This is a genomic window from Rhodovulum sp. DZ06 (assembly GCF_050586345.1).
In the GTDB taxonomy this organism is placed as follows: Bacteria; Pseudomonadota; Alphaproteobacteria; order Rhodobacterales; family Rhodobacteraceae; genus JBOCEF01.
In genome coordinates this window covers 1-21,603 of the sequence record NZ_JBOCEF010000065.1, presented here as the reverse complement: position 1 = coordinate 21,603, position 21,603 = coordinate 1, and the positions used below count along the sequence as shown (strand labels likewise).

General features: G+C 70.5%; 21 protein-coding genes. 9 read left to right on the top strand and 12 right to left on the bottom strand.

Features of this window, described 5'->3' with window-relative positions:
* Nucleotides 1-295 precede the first annotated feature (295 nt).
* The 8 genes from soxB to ACQ5SO_RS19700 all read left to right on the top strand — a co-directional run bounded on the left by soxB (nt 296) and on the right by ACQ5SO_RS19700 (nt 9,329).
* A complete protein-coding gene (gene soxB / locus ACQ5SO_RS19735; RefSeq protein WP_430943365.1) occupies nt 296-1,990 on the top strand; it encodes a thiosulfohydrolase SoxB in 1,695 nt (564 codons plus the stop codon).
* A 214-nt stretch (nt 1,991-2,204) separates the two neighbouring features.
* Nucleotides 2,205-3,518, top strand: coding sequence for a sulfite dehydrogenase (gene soxC / locus ACQ5SO_RS19730; protein WP_430943364.1), 1,314 nt, complete (start codon nt 2,205-2,207; stop codon nt 3,516-3,518).
* A complete protein-coding gene (locus tag ACQ5SO_RS19725) occupies nt 3,502-4,158 on the top strand; it encodes a c-type cytochrome (protein ID WP_430943363.1) in 657 nt (218 codons plus the stop codon). The genes soxC and ACQ5SO_RS19725 overlap by 17 nt, the downstream gene beginning before the upstream one ends.
* Before the next feature lie 273 nt (nt 4,159-4,431).
* Complete coding sequence (locus tag ACQ5SO_RS19720) at nt 4,432-5,196, top strand: c-type cytochrome (RefSeq protein ID WP_430943362.1); 765 nt, start codon at nt 4,432-4,434, stop codon at nt 5,194-5,196.
* 96 nt (nt 5,197-5,292) lie between these two features.
* On the top strand, nt 5,293-6,561 hold the full coding sequence (locus ACQ5SO_RS19715; protein WP_430943366.1) for an FCSD flavin-binding domain-containing protein: 1,269 nt from the start codon (nt 5,293-5,295) through the stop codon (nt 6,559-6,561).
* A 137-nt stretch (nt 6,562-6,698) separates the two neighbouring features.
* Nucleotides 6,699-7,217 carry a TspO/MBR family protein gene (locus tag ACQ5SO_RS19710; RefSeq protein WP_430943361.1) on the top strand — a complete coding sequence of 173 codons (519 nt, stop codon included), beginning with the start codon at nt 6,699-6,701 and terminating at the stop codon, nt 7,215-7,217.
* A gap of 268 nt (nt 7,218-7,485) precedes the next feature.
* A complete protein-coding gene (gene hemA / locus ACQ5SO_RS19705; protein ID WP_430943360.1) occupies nt 7,486-8,700 on the top strand; it encodes a 5-aminolevulinate synthase in 1,215 nt (404 codons plus the stop codon).
* 212 nt (nt 8,701-8,912) lie between these two features.
* Nucleotides 8,913-9,329 (top strand): c-type cytochrome, encoded by a 417-nt coding sequence (locus ACQ5SO_RS19700; protein ID WP_430943359.1) that lies wholly within the window; start codon nt 8,913-8,915, stop codon nt 9,327-9,329.
* A gap of 100 nt (nt 9,330-9,429) precedes the next feature.
* Here the strand turns inward: ACQ5SO_RS19700 and ACQ5SO_RS19695 are convergent, their stop codons facing one another.
* From ACQ5SO_RS19695 to rpoZ, 11 genes are all read right to left on the bottom strand, one after another.
* Nucleotides 9,430-9,756, bottom strand: a complete 327-nt coding sequence (locus tag ACQ5SO_RS19695) for a DUF1491 family protein (RefSeq protein WP_430943358.1) — start codon at nt 9,754-9,756, stop codon at nt 9,430-9,432.
* 5 nt (nt 9,757-9,761) lie between these two features.
* On the bottom strand, nt 9,762-10,712 hold the full coding sequence (gene era, locus ACQ5SO_RS19690) for a GTPase Era (protein WP_430943357.1): 951 nt from the start codon (nt 10,710-10,712) through the stop codon (nt 9,762-9,764).
* A gap of 49 nt (nt 10,713-10,761) precedes the next feature.
* Nucleotides 10,762-11,121: a hypothetical protein gene (locus tag ACQ5SO_RS19685; RefSeq protein WP_430943356.1), complete on the bottom strand. Its 360-nt coding sequence runs from the start codon at nt 11,119-11,121 to the stop codon at nt 10,762-10,764.
* Entirely contained in the window at nt 11,118-11,843 is a 726-nt protein-coding gene (gene rnc / locus ACQ5SO_RS19680) for a ribonuclease III (RefSeq protein WP_430943355.1), read from the bottom strand. The genes ACQ5SO_RS19685 and rnc overlap by 4 nt, the downstream gene beginning before the upstream one ends.
* Nucleotides 11,844-11,855: 12 nt before the next feature.
* Nucleotides 11,856-12,614, bottom strand: coding sequence for a signal peptidase I (lepB, locus tag ACQ5SO_RS19675; RefSeq protein ID WP_430943354.1), 759 nt, complete (start codon nt 12,612-12,614; stop codon nt 11,856-11,858).
* 111 nt (nt 12,615-12,725) lie between these two features.
* Complete coding sequence (acpS, locus tag ACQ5SO_RS19670; protein WP_430943353.1) at nt 12,726-13,172, bottom strand: holo-ACP synthase; 447 nt, start codon at nt 13,170-13,172, stop codon at nt 12,726-12,728.
* A gap of 44 nt (nt 13,173-13,216) precedes the next feature.
* Nucleotides 13,217-13,840, bottom strand: a complete 624-nt coding sequence (locus ACQ5SO_RS19665; protein ID WP_430943352.1) for a LysE family translocator — start codon at nt 13,838-13,840, stop codon at nt 13,217-13,219.
* Nucleotides 13,837-14,616: a pyridoxine 5'-phosphate synthase gene (locus tag ACQ5SO_RS19660; RefSeq protein ID WP_430943351.1), complete on the bottom strand. Its 780-nt coding sequence runs from the start codon at nt 14,614-14,616 to the stop codon at nt 13,837-13,839. The genes ACQ5SO_RS19665 and ACQ5SO_RS19660 overlap by 4 nt, the downstream gene beginning before the upstream one ends.
* A gap of 341 nt (nt 14,617-14,957) precedes the next feature.
* Nucleotides 14,958-15,599, bottom strand: coding sequence for a DUF2062 domain-containing protein (locus tag ACQ5SO_RS19655; protein WP_430943350.1), 642 nt, complete (start codon nt 15,597-15,599; stop codon nt 14,958-14,960).
* Nucleotides 15,600-15,642: 43 nt separating this feature from the next.
* A complete protein-coding gene (locus ACQ5SO_RS19650) occupies nt 15,643-17,940 on the bottom strand; it encodes a RelA/SpoT family protein (protein ID WP_430943349.1) in 2,298 nt (765 codons plus the stop codon).
* Between the two features lie 55 nt (nt 17,941-17,995).
* Nucleotides 17,996-18,355, bottom strand: coding sequence for a DNA-directed RNA polymerase subunit omega (gene rpoZ / locus ACQ5SO_RS19645; RefSeq protein ID WP_430943348.1), 360 nt, complete (start codon nt 18,353-18,355; stop codon nt 17,996-17,998).
* Nucleotides 18,356-18,636: 281 nt separating this feature from the next.
* Here rpoZ and ACQ5SO_RS19640 point away from each other — a divergent pair, with 281 nt between their 5' ends.
* Entirely contained in the window at nt 18,637-19,227 is a 591-nt protein-coding gene (locus ACQ5SO_RS19640) for an NYN domain-containing protein (RefSeq protein WP_430943347.1), read from the top strand.
* A gap of 142 nt (nt 19,228-19,369) precedes the next feature.
* Here the strand turns inward: ACQ5SO_RS19640 and ACQ5SO_RS19635 are convergent, their stop codons facing one another.
* Complete coding sequence (locus ACQ5SO_RS19635) at nt 19,370-21,232, bottom strand: M3 family oligoendopeptidase (RefSeq protein WP_430943346.1); 1,863 nt, start codon at nt 21,230-21,232, stop codon at nt 19,370-19,372.
* Nucleotides 21,233-21,603 lie beyond the last annotated feature (371 nt).

Here is a 21,603-nt window from a genome sequence, read left to right as displayed (position 1 = left end):
CCCCAGCTCCCCCCCCCCCCCCCCCCCCCGAAAACGACAAACCTCAGGCAGAGCTCCCCCCTCCCCCCCCCCCCCCCCCCCCCCCCCCCGCGACCTCTCCCCGGCGCCTCTTCTCGCCGCCCGGGGGGACGCGGCCCCGGCGCATCGGGGCGCAAGACATCCCGGCGCCCCGCCCGGCGCCGACCCGCAGACGGCGCCCCAGGCGGCGCGCCGCAAGACACGAGCGTTCCCGAAACGGGGCGCGGCCCGGACCGGGCGGCCCCCCGGCCCCGGGTGCAGAACGGAGAGTTTGAGCATGATCGCGCGCAGGGATTTCCTCCAGACCACCATCGCCGCCTCGGCGATCGTCGGCGCGTCCGGCATCGGGAACTGGGGGCGGCTCGCCGCCCAGCAGAAGCTGACCCAGGACCAGCTGCTGGCCCATGAGACGGTCGGCAACGTCACGCTGATCCACGTCACCGACATCCACGCCCAGCTCAAGCCGATCTGGTTCCGCGAGCCGGAGATCAACCTCGGCGTCGGCGCCGCCGCGGGCAAGGTCCCGCACGTGACGGGCCAGGATTTCCTCAAGCTCTTCAACATGAAGACGCAGACGCCGGAAGCCTACGCGCTGACCTATCTCGACTTCGTCGCGCTCGGGAAGGAATACGGCCGCGTCGGCGGGCTCGACCGCGTGGCCACCGTGATCAACTCGATCCGGGCCGAGCGCCCGGGCGCGCTGCTGCTCGACGGCGGCGACACCTGGCACGGCTCCTACACCTGCTACCAGACGGAAGGCCAGGACATGGTCAACGTCATGAACGCGCTGAAGCCCGACGCGATGACCTCGCACTGGGAATTCACCCTCGGGCGCGACCGGGTGGACGAGATCGTGGAAAGCCTCGGCTTCCCCTTCCTCGGCGCCAACATCTTCGACGCCGAGTGGGACGAGCCCGCCTACGAGCCCTACAAGATGTTCGAGCGCGGCGGCGTGAAGATCGCCGTGATCGGCCAGGCCTTCCCCTACCTGCCCATCGCCAACCCGGGCTGGATGTTCCCCGGCCTCTCCTTCGGCGTGCGTGAAGAACGCATGCGCGAGGTGGTCGCCCAGGTGCGCGACGAGGAAGGCGCGGACTGCGTCGTGGTCCTGTCCCATAACGGCTTCGACGTGGACCGCAAGCTGGCGGCGCAGGTCGACGGCATCGACGTGATCCTGACCGGCCACACCCATGACGCGCTGCCCGAGCCGCTGATCGTCAATGACACGCTGCTGCTCGCCTCCGGCTCCAACGGCAAGTTCGTCGGGCGGCTCGACCTGGATGTCCGCGACGGCGAGGTGAAGGGCTACAGCCACAAGCTGATCCCGATCTTCTCGGACGTGATCGCCCCGGACCCCGAGGTCGCCAAGCTGATCGACGACCAGCGCGCGCCGTTCAAGGCCGAGCTGGAGGAGGTGATCGGCAAGACGGACTCGCTCCTCTACCGCCGCGGCAACTTCAACGGCACCTGGGACGACCTGATCTGCAACGCGATCATCGACGAGCGTGAGTGCGACATCGCCATGTCCCCGGGCTTCCGCTGGGGCCCGTCGCTGATGCCGGGCGAGGACATCACCCGCGAGGACATCTTCAACGCCACCTCGATGACCTACCCCAACTGCTACCGGTCCGAGATGACGGGCGAGCTGATCCATACGATCCTCGAGGACGTGGCGGACAACCTGTTCAACCCGGACCCCTATTACCAGCAGGGCGGCGACATGGTCCGCATGGGCGGCATGGGCTACGCCATCGACGTGACCAAGCCCATCGGCAGCCGCATCACCAACATGACCCTCTTGAAGACCGGCGAGGCCATCGATCCGGCGAAAACCTATGTCGTCGGCGGCTGGGCCTCGGTCAACGAGGGCACCGAGGGGCCGGAGATCTGGAACGTGGTCGAGAACTACATCGCCCGCCAGGGCACGGTGTCGGTCGACCCGAACAAGTCGGTCCAGGTCTCGGCCGGCTGAGCTTTCACGCCCGCGGCAGCGCGGGCGATCCCCCCGCGGCGCCCGCGCGCGCCGCTTTCCCGGGCCGCGCCGCCGCGCGGCCCCGGACCCTCCGACGCCCGGGCCGGCCTGGCTGCGACCGTTCGCGCTTGAAACAGGCCGCCGTGGCGATTGAATCCACTGTCGAATTCAGTTAAATGAATTTGACGATGTAAGAGAATGCGGGAGGATACGCATGACCGATCGATCGAAGGGCGGAGCGCGCGTTCCGGCTTCGGCCAAGCCGGCCGGGGACGACCTGGTCGCCAGCCGCCGCCGTTTCCTGACCGGGGGCCTGGCGGCCGCCGGGGGCCTCGCCGCCGCCGCGGGCGCCGCGCGCGCCGCGGGCGATCCGGCGATCACCGAGCTGCCGGACTGGACCGTCTATCCGGGCGACGGCGTCGACGCCGCGCCCTACGGCATGCCGTCCGAATTCGAATCCCACGTGGTGCGCCGCGACGTGCCCTGGCTGACCGCCGACCCGGTCTCCTCGGTCAACTTCACGCCGCTGCATGAGCTCGACGGCATCATCACCCCCAACGGGCTGTGCTTCGAGCGTCACCATGGCGGCGCCGCGCAGGTCGATCCGGCGGAATACCGCCTGATGATCAACGGCCTGGTGGAGAAGGAGCTGGTCTTCACGCTCGAGGACCTGAAGCGTTTCCCGCGCGAGAACCGCGTGTACTTCCTCGAATGCGCGGCGAACTCCGGCATGGAATGGCGCGGCGCGCAGCTCAACGGCTGCCAGTTCACCCACGGCATGATCCACAACGTCATGTACACGGGCGTCCCGCTGCGGCTGCTGCTCGAAGAAGCGGGCGTGAAGCCGAACGGCAAGTGGATCCTGCCCGAGGGCGCGGATGCGTCGGGCATGACCCGCTCGATCCCGATGGAAAAGGCGATGGACGACTGCCTCGTCGCGTTCAAGATGAACGGCGAGGCGCTGCGCCCCGAGCAGGGCTACCCCGTCCGCCTGTGCGTTCCCGGCTGGGAAGGCAACATGTGGGTCAAGTGGATGCGCCGGATCGAGGTCGGGGACCAGCCCTGGCATCACCGCGAGGAGACGTCCAAGTACACCGACCTGATGGACAACGGCAAAGCCCGCCGCTTCACCTGGGAGATGGACGCCAAGTCGGTGATCACCAACCCCTCGCCCCAGGCGCCGATCACCCATGGCAAGGGCCCGACCGTCATCACCGGCGTCGCCTGGTCCGGCCGCGGAACGATCCCGCGCGTGGACGTCACCATCGACGGCGGCAAGAACTGGTACAAGGCGCGCATGTCGGGCCCGAGCCTCGATAAGTCGATGCACCGGTTCTATTTCGAGTTCGACTGGGACGGCACACCGCTGCTGCTGCAGTCGCGCGCCCACGATTCCACCGGCTACGTGCAGCCGACCAAGGAAGAGCTGCGCGCCGTGCGCGGGGTGAACTCGATCTACCACAACAACGGCATCCAGACCTGGTACGTGAACGAGAACGGGGACGCGGAAAATGTCGAAATCTCTTGATCTGACCCGCATCGCCGCCGCCGCCGGCCTCGCCGCCGCCATCGCGCTGCCGGCGACCGCCGGGCAGTTCGGCCTCGGGCGCGAGGCGCTGCCCGAGGAGGTCGCGGCCTGGGACATCGACGTGCGCCCCGACGGGCTCGGCCTGCCCGAGGGCGCCGGGTCTGTGGCCGATGGCGAGGAGCTGTTCTACGACCGCTGCGCCGTCTGCCACGGCGATTTCGGCGAGGGCGTGGACCGCTGGCCCGTGCTCGCGGGCGGGCAGGGCACCCTCGCGGACGCGCGCCCGGTGAAGACCATCGGCTCCTACTGGCCGTACCTGTCGACGGTGTGGGATTACGTCCACCGCGCCATGCCCTTCGGCGAAGCGCAGAGCCTCTCGGCGGATGAAACCTACGCCATCACCGCCTACCTGATGTATCTCAATGATCTCGTGGATGACGACTTCGAACTGTCGAAGGAGAATTTCCTCGAGGTGCGCCTGCCCAACGAGGCGAACTTCTATCCGGACGACCGCATGGACAGCCCGGTGATGAAGAAACGCGAGGTGTGCATGAGCGACTGCAAGACCTCGGTGGAGATCACCAAGCGGGCCGCGGTGCTCGACGTCACCCCCGAGGGCGAGGGCGACGCGATGGAGTGATCCCGCCCAAGGGATTGTTCCAGAAGGGATTTCACGCTGCGGGCCGGGGGAGGCATCCCCCGGCCCGCTTGCTTTTGTGCGGCGCGGCGCCCGCGGCGGGCCCCTGTGCGGGTGCGAAGTGTCTGAAAGCGTTGACAGAAGGGGGGAATCAGGGGCTAATTAAACAAAGAAACGATGTGAAAATGCCCCGCGCGGCCCGCGCCGGGCGCCGCGGATCGGGAGGTCCGGGCGCCCCGCAGGGCGCGGCCCGCCGGGCGGCTTTCGGGAGGCTTCATGAGCGAAGCGAAGACACGCGCGGGCGCTCCGCGCGCGCCGAAGACCCTTGTCCTGCGCGCCGCCGCCGGGGCGGGCGCCGCGGCCCTTGCCGGGATCCTCGCCCTCGCCGCGCCCGCCGCGGCCGCGGACCTGGCGGATGCCGAGGCGGGCGCGCAGGTCTGGAAGAAGTGCAAGTCGTGCCACATGGTCGGCGAGGACGCGCGCAACCGGGTCGGCCCGCACCTGAACGGCGTGTTCGGGCGCCGCGCCGCGACGGTCGAGGACTACCGCTATTCCAAGGACATGCAGCGCGCGGGCGATGACGGGCTGACCTGGACCACCGAGAAGCTCGACATCTATATCGAGAATCCCAAGGCGCTGGTCACCGGCACCCGCATGGCCTTCCGCGGCATCAAGGACCCGCAGGACCGCGCCAACCTGATCGCCTTCCTGCGCGGCTATACCGCCAGCCCCTCGGACATCCCCGAATCGGCCCCCACCGCGGCGCCGCGGGACCCTGACGTGGATCCCGCGATCCTCGCGATCCAGGGCGACCCGGCCTACGGGGAATACCTGTCCTCGGAATGCGTGACCTGCCACCAGGCCGACGGCGCCGACCGGGGCATCCCCTCGATCGTGGGCTGGCCGGCCGAGGATTTCGTCACCGCCATGCACGCCTACAAGAACGAGCATCGGCCCCACCCGGTGATGCGGATGATGGCGCAGCGGCTCTCGGACGAGGAGATCGCCGGGCTCGCCGCCTGGTTCGCCGAGGCGCACTGAACGCGGCCCGGCGCATCCCCCGAAATAGGCATGCGGGGGGCGCGAAGACGACTGACAACAAAAATGAACGCCAGGTATCCAGGGAAGGAACAGATGATGAAACTGACCAGACGAGGCTTCGTCGGCGCCGCGGGCGCCGCGACCGCGGCCCTCGCCGCCCCCGCCGCCATCGGCCAGGCCCGGCCGCATGTCGTGGTGATCGGCGGCGGCGTCGGCGGCGCCACGGCGGCCCGTTACCTGGCCAAGGACGGCAAGGGCGCGGTCGACGTCACGCTGATCGAGCCGACGCGGACCTATTACACCTGCTTCTTCTCGAACCTCTATATCGGCGGTTTCCGCGAATTCCAGTCGCTGGCCCATGGCTATGGCGCGCTGGTCTCGGATTTCGGGATCAACGTGGTCCATGACTGGGCCATCGGGGTCGACAGGGACGCGAAGACCGTGGCCCTCGCGGGCGGCTCTTCCGTGCCCTATGACCGGCTGGTGCTGTCCCCGGGCATCGATTTCCGCCCCGAGACGGTGCCCGGCTGGGGCGTCTCGGCCCAGCACGCGATGCCCCACGCCTACAAGGCCGGGAGCCAGACGCAGCTTCTCAAGGCGCAGCTCGAGGCGATGCCCCAGGGCGGGACCTTCATCATGGTCGCGCCGCCGAACCCGTTCCGCTGCCCGCCGGGACCCTATGAGCGGGTGTCGATGATCGCGCACAAGCTGAAGGCCGAGAACCCGACGGCGAAGATCCTGATCCTCGATCCGAAGCCCAAATTCTCCAAGCAGGCCCTGTTCCAGGACGGCTGGGCGCGCCATTACGGCGGCATGGTCGAATGGATCGGCGGCGATTTCATCGACGGGATCGAGGGGGTGGACCCCGCGGCGATGACCGTCAGCGCGGGCGGCGACACCTACAAGGGCGACGTCGTGAACGTGATCCCGGGCATGAAGGCGGGCCGCATCGCCGAGCTTGCGGGCGTGACCAACGAGGCCGGCTGGGCGCCCATCGTCCCCGCCTCGATGCAGTCGAAGATGGACCCGAACATCTACGTGATCGGCGACGCGACGCAGAACGGCGACATGCCCAAATCCGGCTTCTCGGCCAATTCCCAGGCCAAGGTGGCGGCGATGGCGGTGCGCGCGGACCTGACCGGGTCGCGCCTGTTCCCGGCCAAGTTCGCCAACACCTGCTGGTCGCTGATCGGCACGGATGACGGCGTGAAGGTCGGCGCCGCCTACGAGGCGACCGAGGAGAAGATCGCCAAGACCTCGGGCTTCATCTCGGCGGTCGGCGAGGATGCGGCGCTGCGCAAGCAGACCTACGAGGAGAGCCTCGGCTGGTATGACGGCATCACCACCGACACGTTCGGCGCGTGACCGTGCGGCGCGTGTCCGGGCGGGGCCGCGCCGCGCCGCGCGGGCGGCGCTGACGGCCCCGTGTTCCGCCCCGGGCTGGCGTCCGGGGCGGCGCGGCGCTATCTGGCCGGGCGAGACACCTGCCGAGGAGCGCGACCATGGACCAGCTGCCCTTCTATATCGGGCCCTTCGGGGCCTGCGCCGCCGCGGCGATGACCGGATCGCTGTTCCGCCCCGGCGCCTGGTACGCGGGGCTGCAAAAGCCGTCCTGGACGCCGCCGAACTGGCTGTTCCCGGTGGCCTGGACGCTGCTCTACGTGTTGATGGCGCTGGGGGCGGGCCGGGTCGCCGCGGCGCTGGCGGCAGGGCAGGAAGACGCCTGGCGCGGGGCGCTCGGCCTCGGCCTCTGGGCGCTGCAGATCACGCTCAACGCGCTGTGGTCGCCGGTGTTCTTCGGGCTGCGGCTGCCGCGGCTCGGGCTCGGCATCATCTGCGCCATGTGGATCGCGCTGGCGGGCACGGTCTGGGGCTTCGCGGGGATCGATCCGCTGGCGGCCCTGATGGTCGCTCCGACGCTTCTGTGGGGCGCCTATGCGGCGACGCTGAACCTCGGCGTCATGCGGTTGAACCCGGCTTCGGCCTTCGGGGGCGGGGCCCCGGAAAACACTGCGGAATAGCGACATTGGGACCGTTGTCCCGGGTGATGAATTCGGTATTTTGCATGACTCAGATCAAGGCGCGGGAAAGCTTTTCCGCCGAAACGGGTGGGGTGTGAAACCACCAGCGCGGGAGGCCGGGGCGATCCATCGCCGCCCGGACGGCGCGAAGGCGGGCCCGGAAGGGCCGGCCGCAAGGCGGCCCTCGGGGCCGGGAACGCGCTCGGGCGCGAAGCTCAGGACACCGGCGGCGCCGCATCGCGGAGCCCCGGCGCTTGCGGAGGCAGGAATGGACTACGAAGCGTTTTTCGAAAGCCAGCTCGACGCGCTGCGCGAGGAAGGCAACTACCGCGTCTTCGCGAACCTGGAACGGCAGGTCGGGGACTTCCCCCGCGCCACCCGCCGCACCGGCCAGCGCCAGCATGACGTGACGGTCTGGTGCTCGAACGACTATCTCGGGATGGGCCAGCACCCCAAGGTGCGCGCGGCGATGATCGAGGCGATCGAGACCTGCGGCGCCGGCGCGGGCGGCACCCGCAACATCTCGGGCACCAACGTGCATCACGTGGCGCTGGAGGAAGAGCTGGCGGATCTGCACGGCAAGGAATCGGCGCTGCTCTTCACCTCGGGCTACGTGTCGAACTGGGCGGCGCTGTCGACGCTCGGCGCCAAGCTGCCGAACGCGGTGATCCTGTCGGACGCGCTGAACCACGCCTCGATGATCGAGGGGATGCGCCATTCCAAGGCCGACCGCCGGATCTGGAAGCACAACGACGTCGAGGACCTGCGCCGCCACCTGTCGGAACTGGACCCCGACCGGCCGAAGATCGTGGCCTTCGAATCGGTCTACTCGATGGATGGCGACATCGCCCCGATCAAGGAGATCTGCGACGTCGCGGACGAGTTCGGCGCGATGACCTACCTGGACGAGGTTCATGCCGTCGGCCTTTACGGCCCGCGCGGCGGCGGCGTGGCCGAGCGCGAGGGGCTGATGGACCGCGTGACCCTGATCGAGGGCACGCTGGGCAAGGCCTTCGGCGTGATGGGCGGCTACGTGGCGGCCTCCTCGGCGCTGTGCGACTTCATCCGCAGCTTCGCCTCGGGCTTCATCTTCACCACCTCGCTGCCGCCCTCGGTGGCCGCGGGCGCCTGCGCGTCGATCCAGCACCTCAAGACGTCCGACGACGAACGCCTCGGCCAGCGCCGCGCCGTGGCGCGCCTGCGCAAGCGGCTCGACGACATGGGCATCCCGCACCTGCCGAACCCGTCCCACATCGTCCCGGTGATGGTGAAGGACCCGGTGAAGTGCAAGATGATCTCGGACATCCTGCTCGACGATTACGGGATCTACGTGCAGCCGATCAATTACCCGACCGTGCCGAAGGGGACCGAGCGGCTGCGCTTCACCCCCTCGCCGCTCCACACGGACGAGGATATCGAGCACCTGGTCAAGGCGCTCCACGACCTGTGGTCCCGCTGCGCGCTCAGCCGCGTCGCCGCCTGACCGGCGCGGGGTCCGGGCCGGTCCCGGACCCTGCCGCCCCCCCTTGGGGCCGCCCCCGCACGGGAGGGCGGCGCGGCCCTGATTACCGGCAGCGCAGCGGCGTTCCGCCACGCAGAAAACACGGTTCTTTGGTGTGGTTGACGCTCCAGAAGCCCTATGTTCCCCTCTGCGCAGCTAGGAAAAACCCCAGCCCTCTTGGAGGAGACGAACCTATGAAGACCTTCGCGACCACGACCCTCGTGGCCATGGGCCTGGCGCTCGCCGCCGCCCCGTCTTTCGCGGCCGATGCCGGCGCGGGCGAGAAGACGTTCAAGAAGTGCAAGTCGTGCCACATGATCCAGAACGGCGACGACACCATCTTCCGCGGCGGCAAGACCGGCCCGAACCTCTACGGCATCATCGGCCGCACCGCCGGTACGGTCGACGGCTTCCGCTATGGCGACGACCTGGTCGCCGCCGGTGAGAAGGGCCTCGTCTGGACCGAGGAGAACCTGGCCGAGTACGTCGCCGATCCGAAAGAGTTCCTGCGCACCTATCTCGACGACGGCAAGGCCAAGTCGAAGATGTCCTACAAGCTGCGCAAGGGCGGCGACGACGTGGCGGCCTATCTCGCCTCCGTCGCCCAGTGACGGGCCGCGCCCCCCGGGGTGCGCCGCGTGAAACAGGAAACGGCCCCCGGCGGCGATGCCGGGGGCCGTTTTCATGTCTGCGGGGGGGCAGGGGAGCGCCTCAGGCCAGCCCGAAATCCTCGAGCAGGGTGCGCCCGGCGCGGTCCTCGAGCTCGAGCACCCAGAGGTCGGGGTCCGCGTCCCGGCGCTTCGCCGCCGCGGCGTCGATCTCCGCCTCGGGCCCGCGCTTGATCCGGGTCCAGACCGGCTCCCAGTTCGGCCCCGGCTCCCGCGCCCAGAGGTCGGCGTTCCCGTCGAGCGTCGCGCATTTCACCAGCACCGCGCCCGCCGTGGCGTCGCCCTTCGCGGTGACATAGGTCGGGATATGGGCGGCCCCGAGCCGCACCAGGTAGGCCGAGACCCAGATCTCGGTGGTCAGGCGCACCACCGCGCTCAGCCCTTCGTGTCGGTGAAATCGAGGCCCATATGGGTGTAGCGCTCGGATTCCTCCATCCAGTTCGGCCGCGCCTTCACCTCGAGGAACAGGTGCACCTTGCGCTCCAGCAGCGCCTCGATCTCGGTGCGGGACTCGGCGCCGATCACCTTGATCGTCTCGCCCCGCTTGCCCAGGACGATGCCCTTGTGGCCGTCGCGGGCCACGTAGATGATCTGCTGGATGCGCACCGAGCCGTCCTTGCGCTCCTCCCAGCTCTCGGTCTCCACCGTCAGCTGGTAGGGCAGCTCCTGGTGCAGGCGCAGGGTCAGCTTCTCGCGCGTGATCTCGGCGGCGATCATCCGCAGCGGCGCGTCGGCGATCTGGTCCTCGGGGTAGTGCCACGGCCCCTCGGGCATCCGCTCCCCGAGCCAGGCGCGCAGGTCCTCGACCCCGTGGCCCTTCTCGGCCGAGATCATGAAGGTCGCCTCGAAATCCGCCGCCTCGTTCAGCTTCGCGGTCAGCGCCAGCAGCTGCTCGGCCTTCACCCGGTCGATCTTGTTGATCACCAGGATCAGGCGGCCGCGGGGGGCGCGGTCCCGCAGGCCCGAGAGGATGGTCTCCACGCCCTCGGTCACGCCCCGGTGGGCCTCGACCAGCAGGGCGACGACATCGGCGTCCTCGGCCCCGCCCCAGGCGGCGGCGACCATGGCGCGGTCAAGCTTGCGGCGCGGGCGGAACAGGCCGGGGGTGTCGATGAACACGACCTGGGCGTTCTGCTCCGGCGCCAGCGCCACGCCGCGGATGCGGGCGCGGGTGGTCTGCACCTTGTGGGTGACGATGGAGACCTTGGCGCCGACCATGCGGTTGAGCAGGGTCGACTTGCCCGCGTTCGGCTCTCCGATCAGGGCGACGAAGCCGCAGCGGGTCGGGCCTTCGGGGGCGGCGGGGGGGGCGGTGTCTTCGGTCATCTGGTCTCCGCTCGCCCATCCGGGGGCGACGAGGTTGCAGGGCGGCGCATCAGGCCGACGCCTTATCATACGTAAATCCGAGCGCGGCTTCGACCGGCCCGTCCTGGCCGAGATGCCCGGCGAAATCGCGCAGCGCCTGCGCCTCGTGCGGGTCCTCGCGCGCGAGGTCCGCCTCGGTCAGCGGGTGCACGTCCTCGATCCCGACCACCGCCGCGCCGCGGGCGTCGAACCAGGCGACCACCAGTTCGCGATAGGCGGTGGGCGAGGTGCAGAGGGCGAGCGTCAGCATGTAGGCGCCGATGGCGCCGCCATCGAGGAATTCCGTCTCCGTCGGACCGGCGGAGCCGCGGACGATGTGGCACAGGCCGATCCAGGCCTGCGGGGGCTGCCGGCGGGGTCGCGCGCTCACGCGCCGTCCTTCGCCGCGGCGGCGTGATCGGGGGCGAGCCGCGCGAGGAGCGCCGCGGCGGCGGCCTGCTGGGCGGCGCGCTTGGACTGCGCCTTGCCCTCGGCCCGGGCGCCGTCCTTCATCTGCGCCGCCACGGTGAAGACCGGGGCGTGATCGGGGCCGGAACGCTCCAGAACCTCGTATTTCGGCGGGGTCTGGCCGCGGGCCTGCGCCCATTCCTGCAGCGCCGTCTTGGCGTCCTGCGGGGCGGGGGCGGCGGCGGCGGCCTTGATCAGCGGGCCCCAGAGCCGGAGGATCGCCTTGCGGGCCGCATCCATGCCCTGGTCGAGATAGACGGCGGCGATCAGCGCCTCCATCCCGTCGCCCAAGACGGCGGTCTTGCGCCGCCCGCCGGTCGCGTGCTCGGACCGGCCGAGGCGAATCAGGTCGCCGAGGTTCAGCCCCGCCGCCACAGCGGCGCAGCTTTCCTTGCGCACCAGCTGGTTGTAGCGCGGGGCCAGCTCGCCCTCGGAGGCGTTCGGGAACGCCTCGTACAGCGCCTCGGCGATCACCAGCCCCAGCACCCGGTCCCCGAGGAACTCCATCCGCTCGTTGTGCGGGCGGGCGACGGAGGAGGCGGAGGCGTGGGTCAGCGCCTCCTCCAGCCGCGGGGTGGGCTCGACCGGCACGCCGAGCGCCGTGCCCAGCGCCGCCGCCGCGTCTTCAAGGGCGCGCTTCGCCATCCCGGCCGCCCGTCAGTTGATCGACACGAAGAACCGGTCGGCGCGCCAGTTCCACACCTCCCAGATCTGCCCGCCGAAGCTGAGCGCGATGAGGTCGGCGCGGCCGATCAGGTTCTCGAACGGCACCATGCCGAGATCGGCGCGGCTGTCCGAGGAGTTGTCGCGGTTGTCGCCCATGAAGAAGAAGTGCCCCTCGGGGACCACGAATTCACGGGTGTTGTCGGTGTAGGGCGCGTTGTTGGAATCGGCGTTCAGCACCACGTGCTCGACCCCGTTGGGCAGCGTCTCGATGAAGCTGTCCTTGACGCACAGCCGCTCGCCGTCGACCGAGCGCCATTCCTTGCACTGCAGGCGCACGCCATAGGGCGCGGGCTCCAGGAACTCGCCGTTCGGGCGCTGGGGCGCGGCCTCGCCGTTGATGTAGAGGATGCCCTCGGTCACCTGGATCCGGTCGCCGGGCAGGCCGACGAGGCGCTTGACGTAGTCCTGCTGGTTGCGCGGGTGCTTGAACACGATCACGTCGCCGCGCTCCGGCTCCGAGGCCAGCACGCGCCCGTCGAAGGGCAGGAACGAGAAGGGCAGCGAGTGCTGGGAGTACCCGTAGGAATACTTGGAGACGAACAGGAAGTCGCCGACCAGCAGGGTGGATTTCATCGAGCCCGAGGGGATCCAGAAGGGCTGGAACAGAAGGGTGCGGAACACGCCCGCGATGAGCAGCGCATAGACGACCGTTTTCACGAGCTCGCCAAGGCTCTCCTTCTTCTTCGCCATGGGGTGGGGCCTTCCGAAAATGCATCTGGGGACCGCGGCGAAGGCGCCGCGGTCTTTCGCCGGGGTTGTCGCGCGCGGGTCGGGACGTGTCAAGCGAGGCGCGGGGGCGCCTCACGCCTTCGGGCGGTCCTCGTCCGAGGGGAAGGACAGGGATTCGAGCCCGTCGCGCAGCGCCTCGATCACCACGAAGGCCTGCGCCCAGGGATGGTCGTCGGTGATGGTCACATGCACCACCGCAGAATGGCCGGGGGGCGTGAGCTCGGCCAGGCGCCGGGCCGCGCCGCCGGTCAGCCGCATGGTGGGCTTGCCCGAGGGCAGGTTCACCACGCCCATCTCGCGCCAGGCGACGCCCATGCGCAGGCCGGTGCCGAGGGCCTTGGACATCGCCTCCTTCGCGGCCCAGCGCTTGGCGTAGCTCGCCGCCCGCTCGCGCCGCTTCTCGGACTTGGCCTGCTCCACCTCGGTGAAGACGCGCTGCACGAAGCGCTGGCCGAACCGCTCCAGCGTGCCCTCGATCCGGCGGATGTCCGCCAGGTCGGATCCGATGCCGATGATCATGGGCGCCCCTCGCCTTGCTGGTGAACCGGGTCGCGGGACATGGCTCAGCGCCCCGCGATGAGCGCCGCGCCCGCGGCGGCGAAGAGCAGCGCGACGAGGCCCTCGAGCGGGCGCGCCGCCCGGGCCCAGACCGCCAGCGCCCGCGCGGTGGAGAACATCAGCGCCAGCCCCCCGAAGCGGATCACCCCGAGCAGGGCGCAGAGGAGCAGCGGCTGGGCCAGTTCCGACGGCGGCAGCTCGGGCGAGACGACGACCGAGAACAGCGCCGCCCAGAACAGCGCCGACTGCGCGTTGGACAGCTGCAGCGCGAGGCCGCGCGCGAAGACCCTGCGCATCGGCTCGCGCCCCCGCGGGGCGCCTTCGCCGGGCGGCTTGCGCCCGCGGACCGCGTTGCGCGCCGCGCGGGCGGCGAGGAACAGCAGGTACGCCCCCCCGAGGACCCGCGCCGCCTGCGCCGCGCCGGGATGGGCGAGCAGGAAGGCCCCGAGGCCGAAGGCGGCCGCGAGGCTCCAGGCCACCGAGCCGGTCCACAGCCCCGCCGCGAAGGCGAGGCCCGGCCCGCGCCCGTTGCGCAGGCTTTCGGCCAGCAGGCCGAGCGTGGCCGGGGTGGGTTGCAGCACCGCCGCGCCATAGAGCCCGGCGACGAGGCCGAGCTCGGCCCCGGTCATGCGGCGCCCTCGCCCAGCGCCTCGCGCCGCGCGGCGTCGATGATCTCGCGCATCCGGCGGATGGCGCTGTCGAGGCCCGAGAAGATCGCCTCGCCGATGATGTAATGGCCGATGTTGAGCTCGCGCAGCTCGGGGAAGGCGGCGACGGGGCCGACGGTGTCGAAGGTCAGCCCGTGGCCCGCGTGGACCTCGAGCCCCAGCGAATGGGCGAAGGCCGACATCTCGCGCAGGCGCTCCAGCTCGGCGTCGCGATCGGCGAAGCGGCCTTCGAAATGCGCGTCGCAATAGGCGCCGGTGTGGAGTTCGACGACGGGCGCGCCGATGCGGGCGGCGGCCTCGATCTGGCGGCGGTCGGCGGCGATGAAGATCGACACCCGGCAGCCCGCCTCGGCCAGGGGCGCGATGAAGTGGGCGAGGCGGTTTTCATCGGCGGCGACCTCGAGGCCGCCTTCCGTGGTCCGCTCCTCGCGCTTCTCGGGGACGATGCAGACGGCATGGGGGACGTGGCGCAGGGCGATGGCCTGCATCTCGGCGGTCGCGGCCATCTCGAAGTTCAGGGGAACCTTGAGCGTGGCGGCGAGGGCCTCGATGTCGGGGTCGGTGATGTGGCGGCGATCCTCGCGCAGGTGGGCGGTGATGCCGTCGGCGCCCGCCGCCTCGGCCACGCGGGCGGCGCGCAGCGGGTCGGGATGGGCGCCGCCGCGGGCGTTCCGGATGGTGGCCACGTGGTCGATGTTGACGCCGAGGCGGACGCGGGTGGGGGCGGAGCCGGACATGGAAGGCCTTTCGCGCGAGAAGGGTGCGGTCGGCCAGAGGATAGGGATTTCCGCGCGGATCGCCAGTGGCGCGGCGCGCATGGCCGTCAGGGCGCGGGCGTCCGTCCCCGGAGAGGGGCGGCGGGAGCGTGCGCCCCAGCGCGGGGCGGCGGCGCCGGGCGCCGAGGGGCAGGGGCGGCGCGAGGGGGGGGCGCGCGAGGGGGGACAGGCGCGTGGCGGCAAGGACAGGCGTCCTGCGGGCGCCGCGCGCGTGTCGCCGTGGGGCGGGGCGCCGGCGGCTCCCATATGCGCGGCGAAGGCGCGGCGCGTGGACCCGCGAGGGGCGCGGGCGCCCTCCCGGCTCAGGCGCTTCCGGCGTCGGGGGCGGTGTGGCCGGAGCCGCCCTGGGCGTTCTTGGCCTCGGCGCGGCGCTTGCGCGAGGCGGCGGCGCGGGCGGCATGGGCCTTCATCCGCTCCTTCGCGCGCTGCATCAGCATGTTGCGGCGGCGGGCCTGGAAGGCGGCCACGGCCGGGCGCAGCAGCAGGTAGGAGGCGACCGAGGCCGCCAGCCCCGGCAGCAGCCCGCCCACGAGATAGGGCAGGAAGATCGCGTCGAGATTGTCCCACAGCCAGCCGAAGCCGTAATGGCCGTCCGGGGCGTGGAAATGGATGCCGGTGATGCGGCTGCCCATCCAGAAGGACGACGAGGCGATCAGCGGGAAGGTCAGCGGGTTGCCGACGAAGGTGCCGACGGCCGAGGACAGCAGGTTCCCGCGCAAGATCCAGGCCAGCGCCGCGGCGACGATGAAGTGGAAGCCGAAGAAGGGCGTGAAGCTGGCCTGCACCCCGCAGGCGAAGCCGATGGCGATCCGGTGCGGGGTGTCGGGCAGGCGCTGCATCCGCTTTCCGAGATAGACATAGCCGCGCCGCCAGCCCTTGCGGGGGGCGAGCGTTTCGCGGAGCCGATCCCAGAACGGGGGCTTGTCACGCCGTTTGAACACCATGCCGAAGGGCCCTCACTGTCCCTGCGCGCCGGTCGCCCGGCCGTTACGCGCCCGCGCCGGGCGCATCGCCCGCCGCGGGATCCCCCTTCGCCGCGCCCCCCTCGGGCGCCGCGTCGCCGCGGATATCCCCGCCGCGACCCTCGTCGCCGCCCCCGCCCGCCCGGGCCGCCTGCGCGAAGCCGCGCGGCGACGGGTCGGACCAGGACTGCGCCCCGGCCACCAGCGCGCTTTCGCGGGCCGGCAGGATGCGACGAACTTCCGTCACCACGGGTTCTGCCGCAAGCCGGGTTACGATGCGGTTGAGGTGCTTCAGGTCGCGGACCTCCACGTCGACCCGGGCCCGGTAGAAATCCGGCCGCCGCTCGGTGAATTCCAGCCCGATGATATCCGAGAACTCGTCCGAGATCACCGTGCAGACCCTGGCCAGCGCCCCCCGTTCATGCGCGAAGATCAGGCTCAGCGCCGTCTGCCGGGGACGGGCGCCGTCATTCTCCCAGCGCAGGTCGATCCACCGCTCCGGCTCCTCTTCGTAATGCGCCAGCATCGGGCAGTCTATGGCGTGGACCGTCACACCCTTGCCCGGCTCGGCGATGCCGATGATCCGGTCGCCGGGGACGGGCAGGCAGCAATGTCCCTCATGCGCGTGGCGCGCGGCGTCGAGGCCCTTGATCCCGTCGCCCTCGGGGGCGGGGGACTGCATCTCGTCCGTCTCCACGTCGGGCCAGAGGGCGGCGGCGACCTGCACGGCCGAGAGCTCGGCCGCGCCGATCCGCGCCTGGAGATCCTCGGCATCCGCGCAGCCGAATTTCTGCGCGGCGAAATCGAGCGTGCGCGAGGACCAGTCGCGCCCGAGCCGTTCGAACAGCTGGCGCAGGATCGCCTCGCCCATCCGCACGTGCTTGGCCCGGCGCTCCGAGCGCAGGGCGCGGCGGATCGCGGCGCGGGCGCGGCCGGTGACGGTCATCTGCTCCCAGACCGGCTGCGGGCGCTGCGCCTCGGCGCGGATCACCTCCACGGTCTGGCCGTTCTGCAGCACGGTCCAGAGCGGCTTGCGCACGTTGTCGATCTTGGCGCCGACGCAGGAATCGCCGATGCGGGTGTGGATCGCGTAGGCGAAGTCGATCGGCGTGGCCCCGCGGGGCAGCTTGATGACCTTGCCCTTGGGGGTGAAGCAGAACACCTGGTCCTGGAACATCTCGAGCTTCACGTGCTCGAGGAACTCGTCCGGGTTCTCGGCCGTCTCGAAGCTCTCGGACAGGTCGCGCAGCCAGCGGAACGGGTCGGCGACGAAGCGGTTCTCGGTCGGGGCGCCGTTCTTGTAGGCCCAGTGCGCGGCGATGCCGGTCTCGGCGACCTCGTGCATCTCCTCGGTGCGGATCTGCACCTCCACCCGGCGCGCGTCGCGGCCCGAGACGGTGGTGTGGATCGACCGGTACCCGTTGTCCTTGGGCTGGGAGATGTAGTCCTTGAACCGGGTCGGCACCGCGCGCCACTTGCGGTGGACGGCGCCGAGGGCGCGGTAGCAGTCCATGTCGGAGCGGGTGATGATGCGGAACCCGTAGATGTCCGAGAGGCGCGAGAACGGCTCGCCCTTCTGCTGCATCTTGCGCCAGATCGAGAAGGGGCGCTTTTCGCGGCCATAGACCCGGGCGTCGATGCCCTCGGCGGCCAGCAGGTCCTTGATGTCGCCGGTGATCGCCTCGATCACGTCGCCGGTGCGCGCGCGCAGCTCCTCGCGCCGGGCGATGATGTCCTCCCGGCTCTCGGGGTCGAGCACGGTGAAGGACAGGTCCTCCAGCTCCTCGCGCATCTTCTGCATGCCCATGCGGCCGGCGAGCGGCGCATAGATCTCCATCGTCTCGCGCGCCTTCTGCTCCTGCTTGTGGGGCCGCATCGCGCCGATGGTGCGCATGTTGTGGAGGCGGTCGGCGAGCTTGACCAGCAGCACCCGCACGTCGCGGGACATGGCGAAGAACAGCTTGCGCAGGTTCTCGGCCTGCTCGGTCTCGGTCGAGGAAAGCTGCAGCTTGGTGAGCTTGGTGACGCCGTCGACCAGCTCGGCCACCTCGTCCCCGAACAGCTCGCGCAGCTCGATCAGCGTGGCGCCGGTGTCCTCGACGGTGTCGTGCAGAAGGGCGGTGACGATGGTCGCGTCGTCGAGGCGCAGTCCCGTGAGGATGTCGGCCACCGCGACGGGGTGGACCCAGTATTCCTCGCCCGACTTGCGGAATTGCCCGGCATGGGAGCGCATGCCGAAGACATAGGCGGCCGAGAGCAGGCCCTCGTCCGAGCCCGGGTTGTAGGCCTTGACCTTCTCGATCAGCTCGAACTGCCTGGTCACGGCGTCGCCTTCCGGGGGGAGGCGGGGGGCGGCGGCCGCCCCCCGCGGTCTTCGCTCAGGACTTGTCCTGCTCGGCCATCAGGGCGCGCAGGAGCTGTTCCTCCGTCAGATCGTCCTCGGCGGGAACGTCGGCGCTGGCGCCGCCGCCCATCAGGAGGGCCATGCTGTCCTCCTCGGGCTCGTCCACCTCGATCTGGCGCTGGTGGCTTTCGATCGCGCTTTCACGCAGGTCGTCGGGCGAGAGCATCTCGTCCGCGATCTCGCGCAGGGCGACGACGGGATTCTTGTCGTTGTCGCGGTCGACGGTGATGGCCGCCCCGGTGGAAATCTGACGCGCCCGGTGGGCGGCCAGAAGGACCAGGTCGAACCGGTTCGGAACCTTGTCGACGCAATCTTCGACGGTGACGCGGGCCATGTGCGCTCCAGCTTCTCGTCTGAAAGGAAAGGAAGCCCGTCTTATATGCGGGCGCGCCGGGCGTTTCAAGCGCCGGGGCGACTCGCGCGTTTATGACGGGTCGAGAGTCGATTCTTGCGGCCAAATGCGACTTTTCCGTGTCGGAAGCGTTGCAACCGCGGGTATGAACGATATGTTCGCATTTGCCTGATCCGCGCGCACCCCACACCCAAGGGGCCTGAGGACATTTCCGTCCGCTTGCCTCACCAAAAAGACGCGGACGGGAATTGTCAGGAGAAAACATGTTTTATCGGGACGAAAGGTTGGCCCTCTTCATCGACGGCTCCAACCTCTATGCCGCGGCCAAGGCCCTTGGCTTCGACATCGACTACAAGCTGCTGCGCTCCGAATTCATGCGCCGCGGCAAACTGGTTCGAGCGTTCTACTACACCGCGCTGGTCGAGGATCAGGAGTATTCGCCGATCCGCCCCCTGGTCGACTGGCTCGACTATAATGGCTTCACCATGGTGACCAAGCCGGCGAAGGAATTCGTCGACAGCTCGGGCCGCCGCAAGGTGAAGGGCAACATGGACATCGAACTGGCGGTGGACGCCATGGAGATGGCCGAGCGGATCGACCACATGGTCCTGTTCTCGGGCGACGGCGACTTCAAGCCGCTCATCCAGGGGATCCAGCGCAAGGGCGTGCGGTGCTCGGTGGTCTCCACCATCCGCTCCAACCCGCCGATGATCGCCGATGAGCTGCGCCGCCAGGCCGACAACTTCATCGAGCTCGACGAGCTGCGCGACGTGATCGGCCGCCCGCCGCGCCCGCCGCGCCACCAGGAGGAGGCGGAGAAGCCCGCCCCCGCCGCGGCCGACGCCGAGGAGTGAGCGCCCCGCCCGGGTCGGGACAGGACCCCGGGCGCAGGGCTGATGCGAAACGCCCCGCCGGAGCGATCCCGCGGGGCGTTTTCGTGCGCGCGGCGGGGGGCGGGGGGGCAGGGGGGCAGGGGGCCCGCAGGCCCCCGCCGCCTCACTCCATCGCTTCAAGCTCGTCGATGAAGCTTTCGATCAGCGACAGGCCCTTGTCCCAGAAGGCCGGGTCCTTGGCATCCAGCCCAAAGGGCGCCAGCAGCTCGCCATGTTTCTTTGAGCCGCCCGCGGCCAGCAGGTCGAAATACTTGGCCGGGAAGCCCTCGGGCTCGGCCTCGTAAACGGCGTAGAGCGCGTTCACCAGCCCGTCGCCGAACGCATAGGCGTAGACGTAGAAGGGCGAGTGGATGAAGTGGCCCACATAGCACCAGAAGGTCTCGTACCCGTCGGCGAAGGTGAAGGCGTCGCCGAGGCTCTCGGTCTGCACGCCCATCCAGATGCCGTTGATGTCCTCGGCCGTCAGCTCGCCCTCGAGGCGGGCGGCATGGACGCGCCGCTCGAACTCGTAGAACGCGATCTGGCGCACGACCGTGTTGATCATGTCCTCGACCTTGCCGGCCAGCAGCGCCTTGCGCCGCGCCGGGTCCGTCTCGGCCGCGAGCAGCTTGCGGAAGGTCAGCATCTCGCCGAACACCGAGGCGGTTTCGGCCAGGGTCAGGGGCGTCGAAGACAGCAGCTCCCCCTGGCCCGCGGCGAGGACCTGGTGCACGCCGTGGCCAAGCTCATGCGCGAGCGTCATCACGTCCCGGGTCTTGCCGAGATAGTTGAGCATCACGTAGGGATGCGCGTCGACCACCGTGGGATGGGCGAAGGCGCCCGGGGCCTTGCCGGGCTTCACCGGCGCGTCGATCCAGCCCTTGTCGAAGAAGGGCGCGGCGATGTCGGCCATCTTCGGGTCGAACCCGGCATAGGCCGAGAGGACGGTCTCCTTCGCCTCGGTCCAGGGGATCTGGCGGTCGGGGGCGCCGGGCAGGGGCGCGTTGCGGTCCCAGTACTCGAGCTTCTCGAGGCCGAGCCACTTGGCCTTCATCTTGTAGTAGCGGTGCGAGAGGCGCGGATAGGCGGCCATCACCGCCTCGCGCAGCGCGTCGACCACCTCGGGCTCGACCTGGTTGGCGAGGTGCCGGCCCGCATCGGCGGCGCCCATCTTGCGCCAGCGGGTCTCGATCTCGTGCTCTTTCACGAGGGTGTTCATGATCCGCACGTAGATCGGCAGCGTCTCGGCGAAGACCTCCGAGAGGGCCGCGGCGGCGGCGGCGCGCTTGTCGCGGTCATTGTCCGACAGCAGGGTCAGCGTGGCCTCGAGCGGCAGCGTCTCGCCGTCCACCTCGAAGGTCAGGCGCGACTGGGTCTCGTCGAAGAGGCGGTTCCACGCGGCGGAGCCGACGACGGACTGGTCGTGCAGGAAGCTCTCCAGCTCATCCGACAGCTGGTGCGGGGCGAGGGCGCGCTGGCGGTCGATCCAGGGCTTGTAATAGGCCAGCGCGGGAGAGGCGGCGAGCTGGGCCTGCAGGGTCTCCTCGGAGATGCGGTTCATCTCCAGCGTGAAGAACACCAGGCAGGCGGTGTCGTCGGTGATCCGCCCCTGCGCGTCGCCCATGAACTTGGCGCGCGCGGGATCGGCGGTGTTCTGGTAGTAGCGCAGCCCGGCGAAGGACATCAGCCGGCCGATGGTGGAGGACATCGCCTCGTACCGCTTGAGGGCGGTGGCCATCTCGTCGCCCGAGAGGTCGGCGAGGCGGCCCTGGTACTCGGCCGCGAAGGCCTGCGCCTCGTCCCGCACGCGGTCGAGATCTGCGGCGAATTCCGGCGCGTCGGGGGCGGCGTAGAGGTCGGAGAGGTCCCATTCGGGCAGCTCGCCGAAGGGCGACGCGTCGCCCGCGGCGCCCCCCGCCCCGCCGGCCGCGTCGAGCAGCGGCGTGCGGGCGAGGATGGCGGCGAGGGGCGAGAGGTCGGGGCGCATGGGCGGTCTCCTGGGTGTCTGGGTCGGGCGGCGCGGGGGACGCGCCGGGAATGGGGGCGGCCCGTGGAAAGGGCCGGGGAGCAAAGAGGTAGCGCGGACGGGCGCGGTGGGAAAGGGCGGCGGGGCGTGGCGGGGGGCCTCAGGGGGAGGCGGTGTGGGGGGCTTCCGCCCATCGGGCTGGGCGTGGCGGGGGGGGCTTCCGCCCCGGTGGGAAGCGTGGCCGGGGGGCTTCCGCCCCGGCGGGAGGCGTGGCGGGGGGGGGGGGGGGGGGGGGGGGGGGGGGGGGGGGGGGGTGGGGTGGGGGGGGGGGGGGGGGGGGGGGGGGGGGGGGGGGGGGGGGGGGGGGGGGGGGGGGGGGGGGGGGGGGGGGG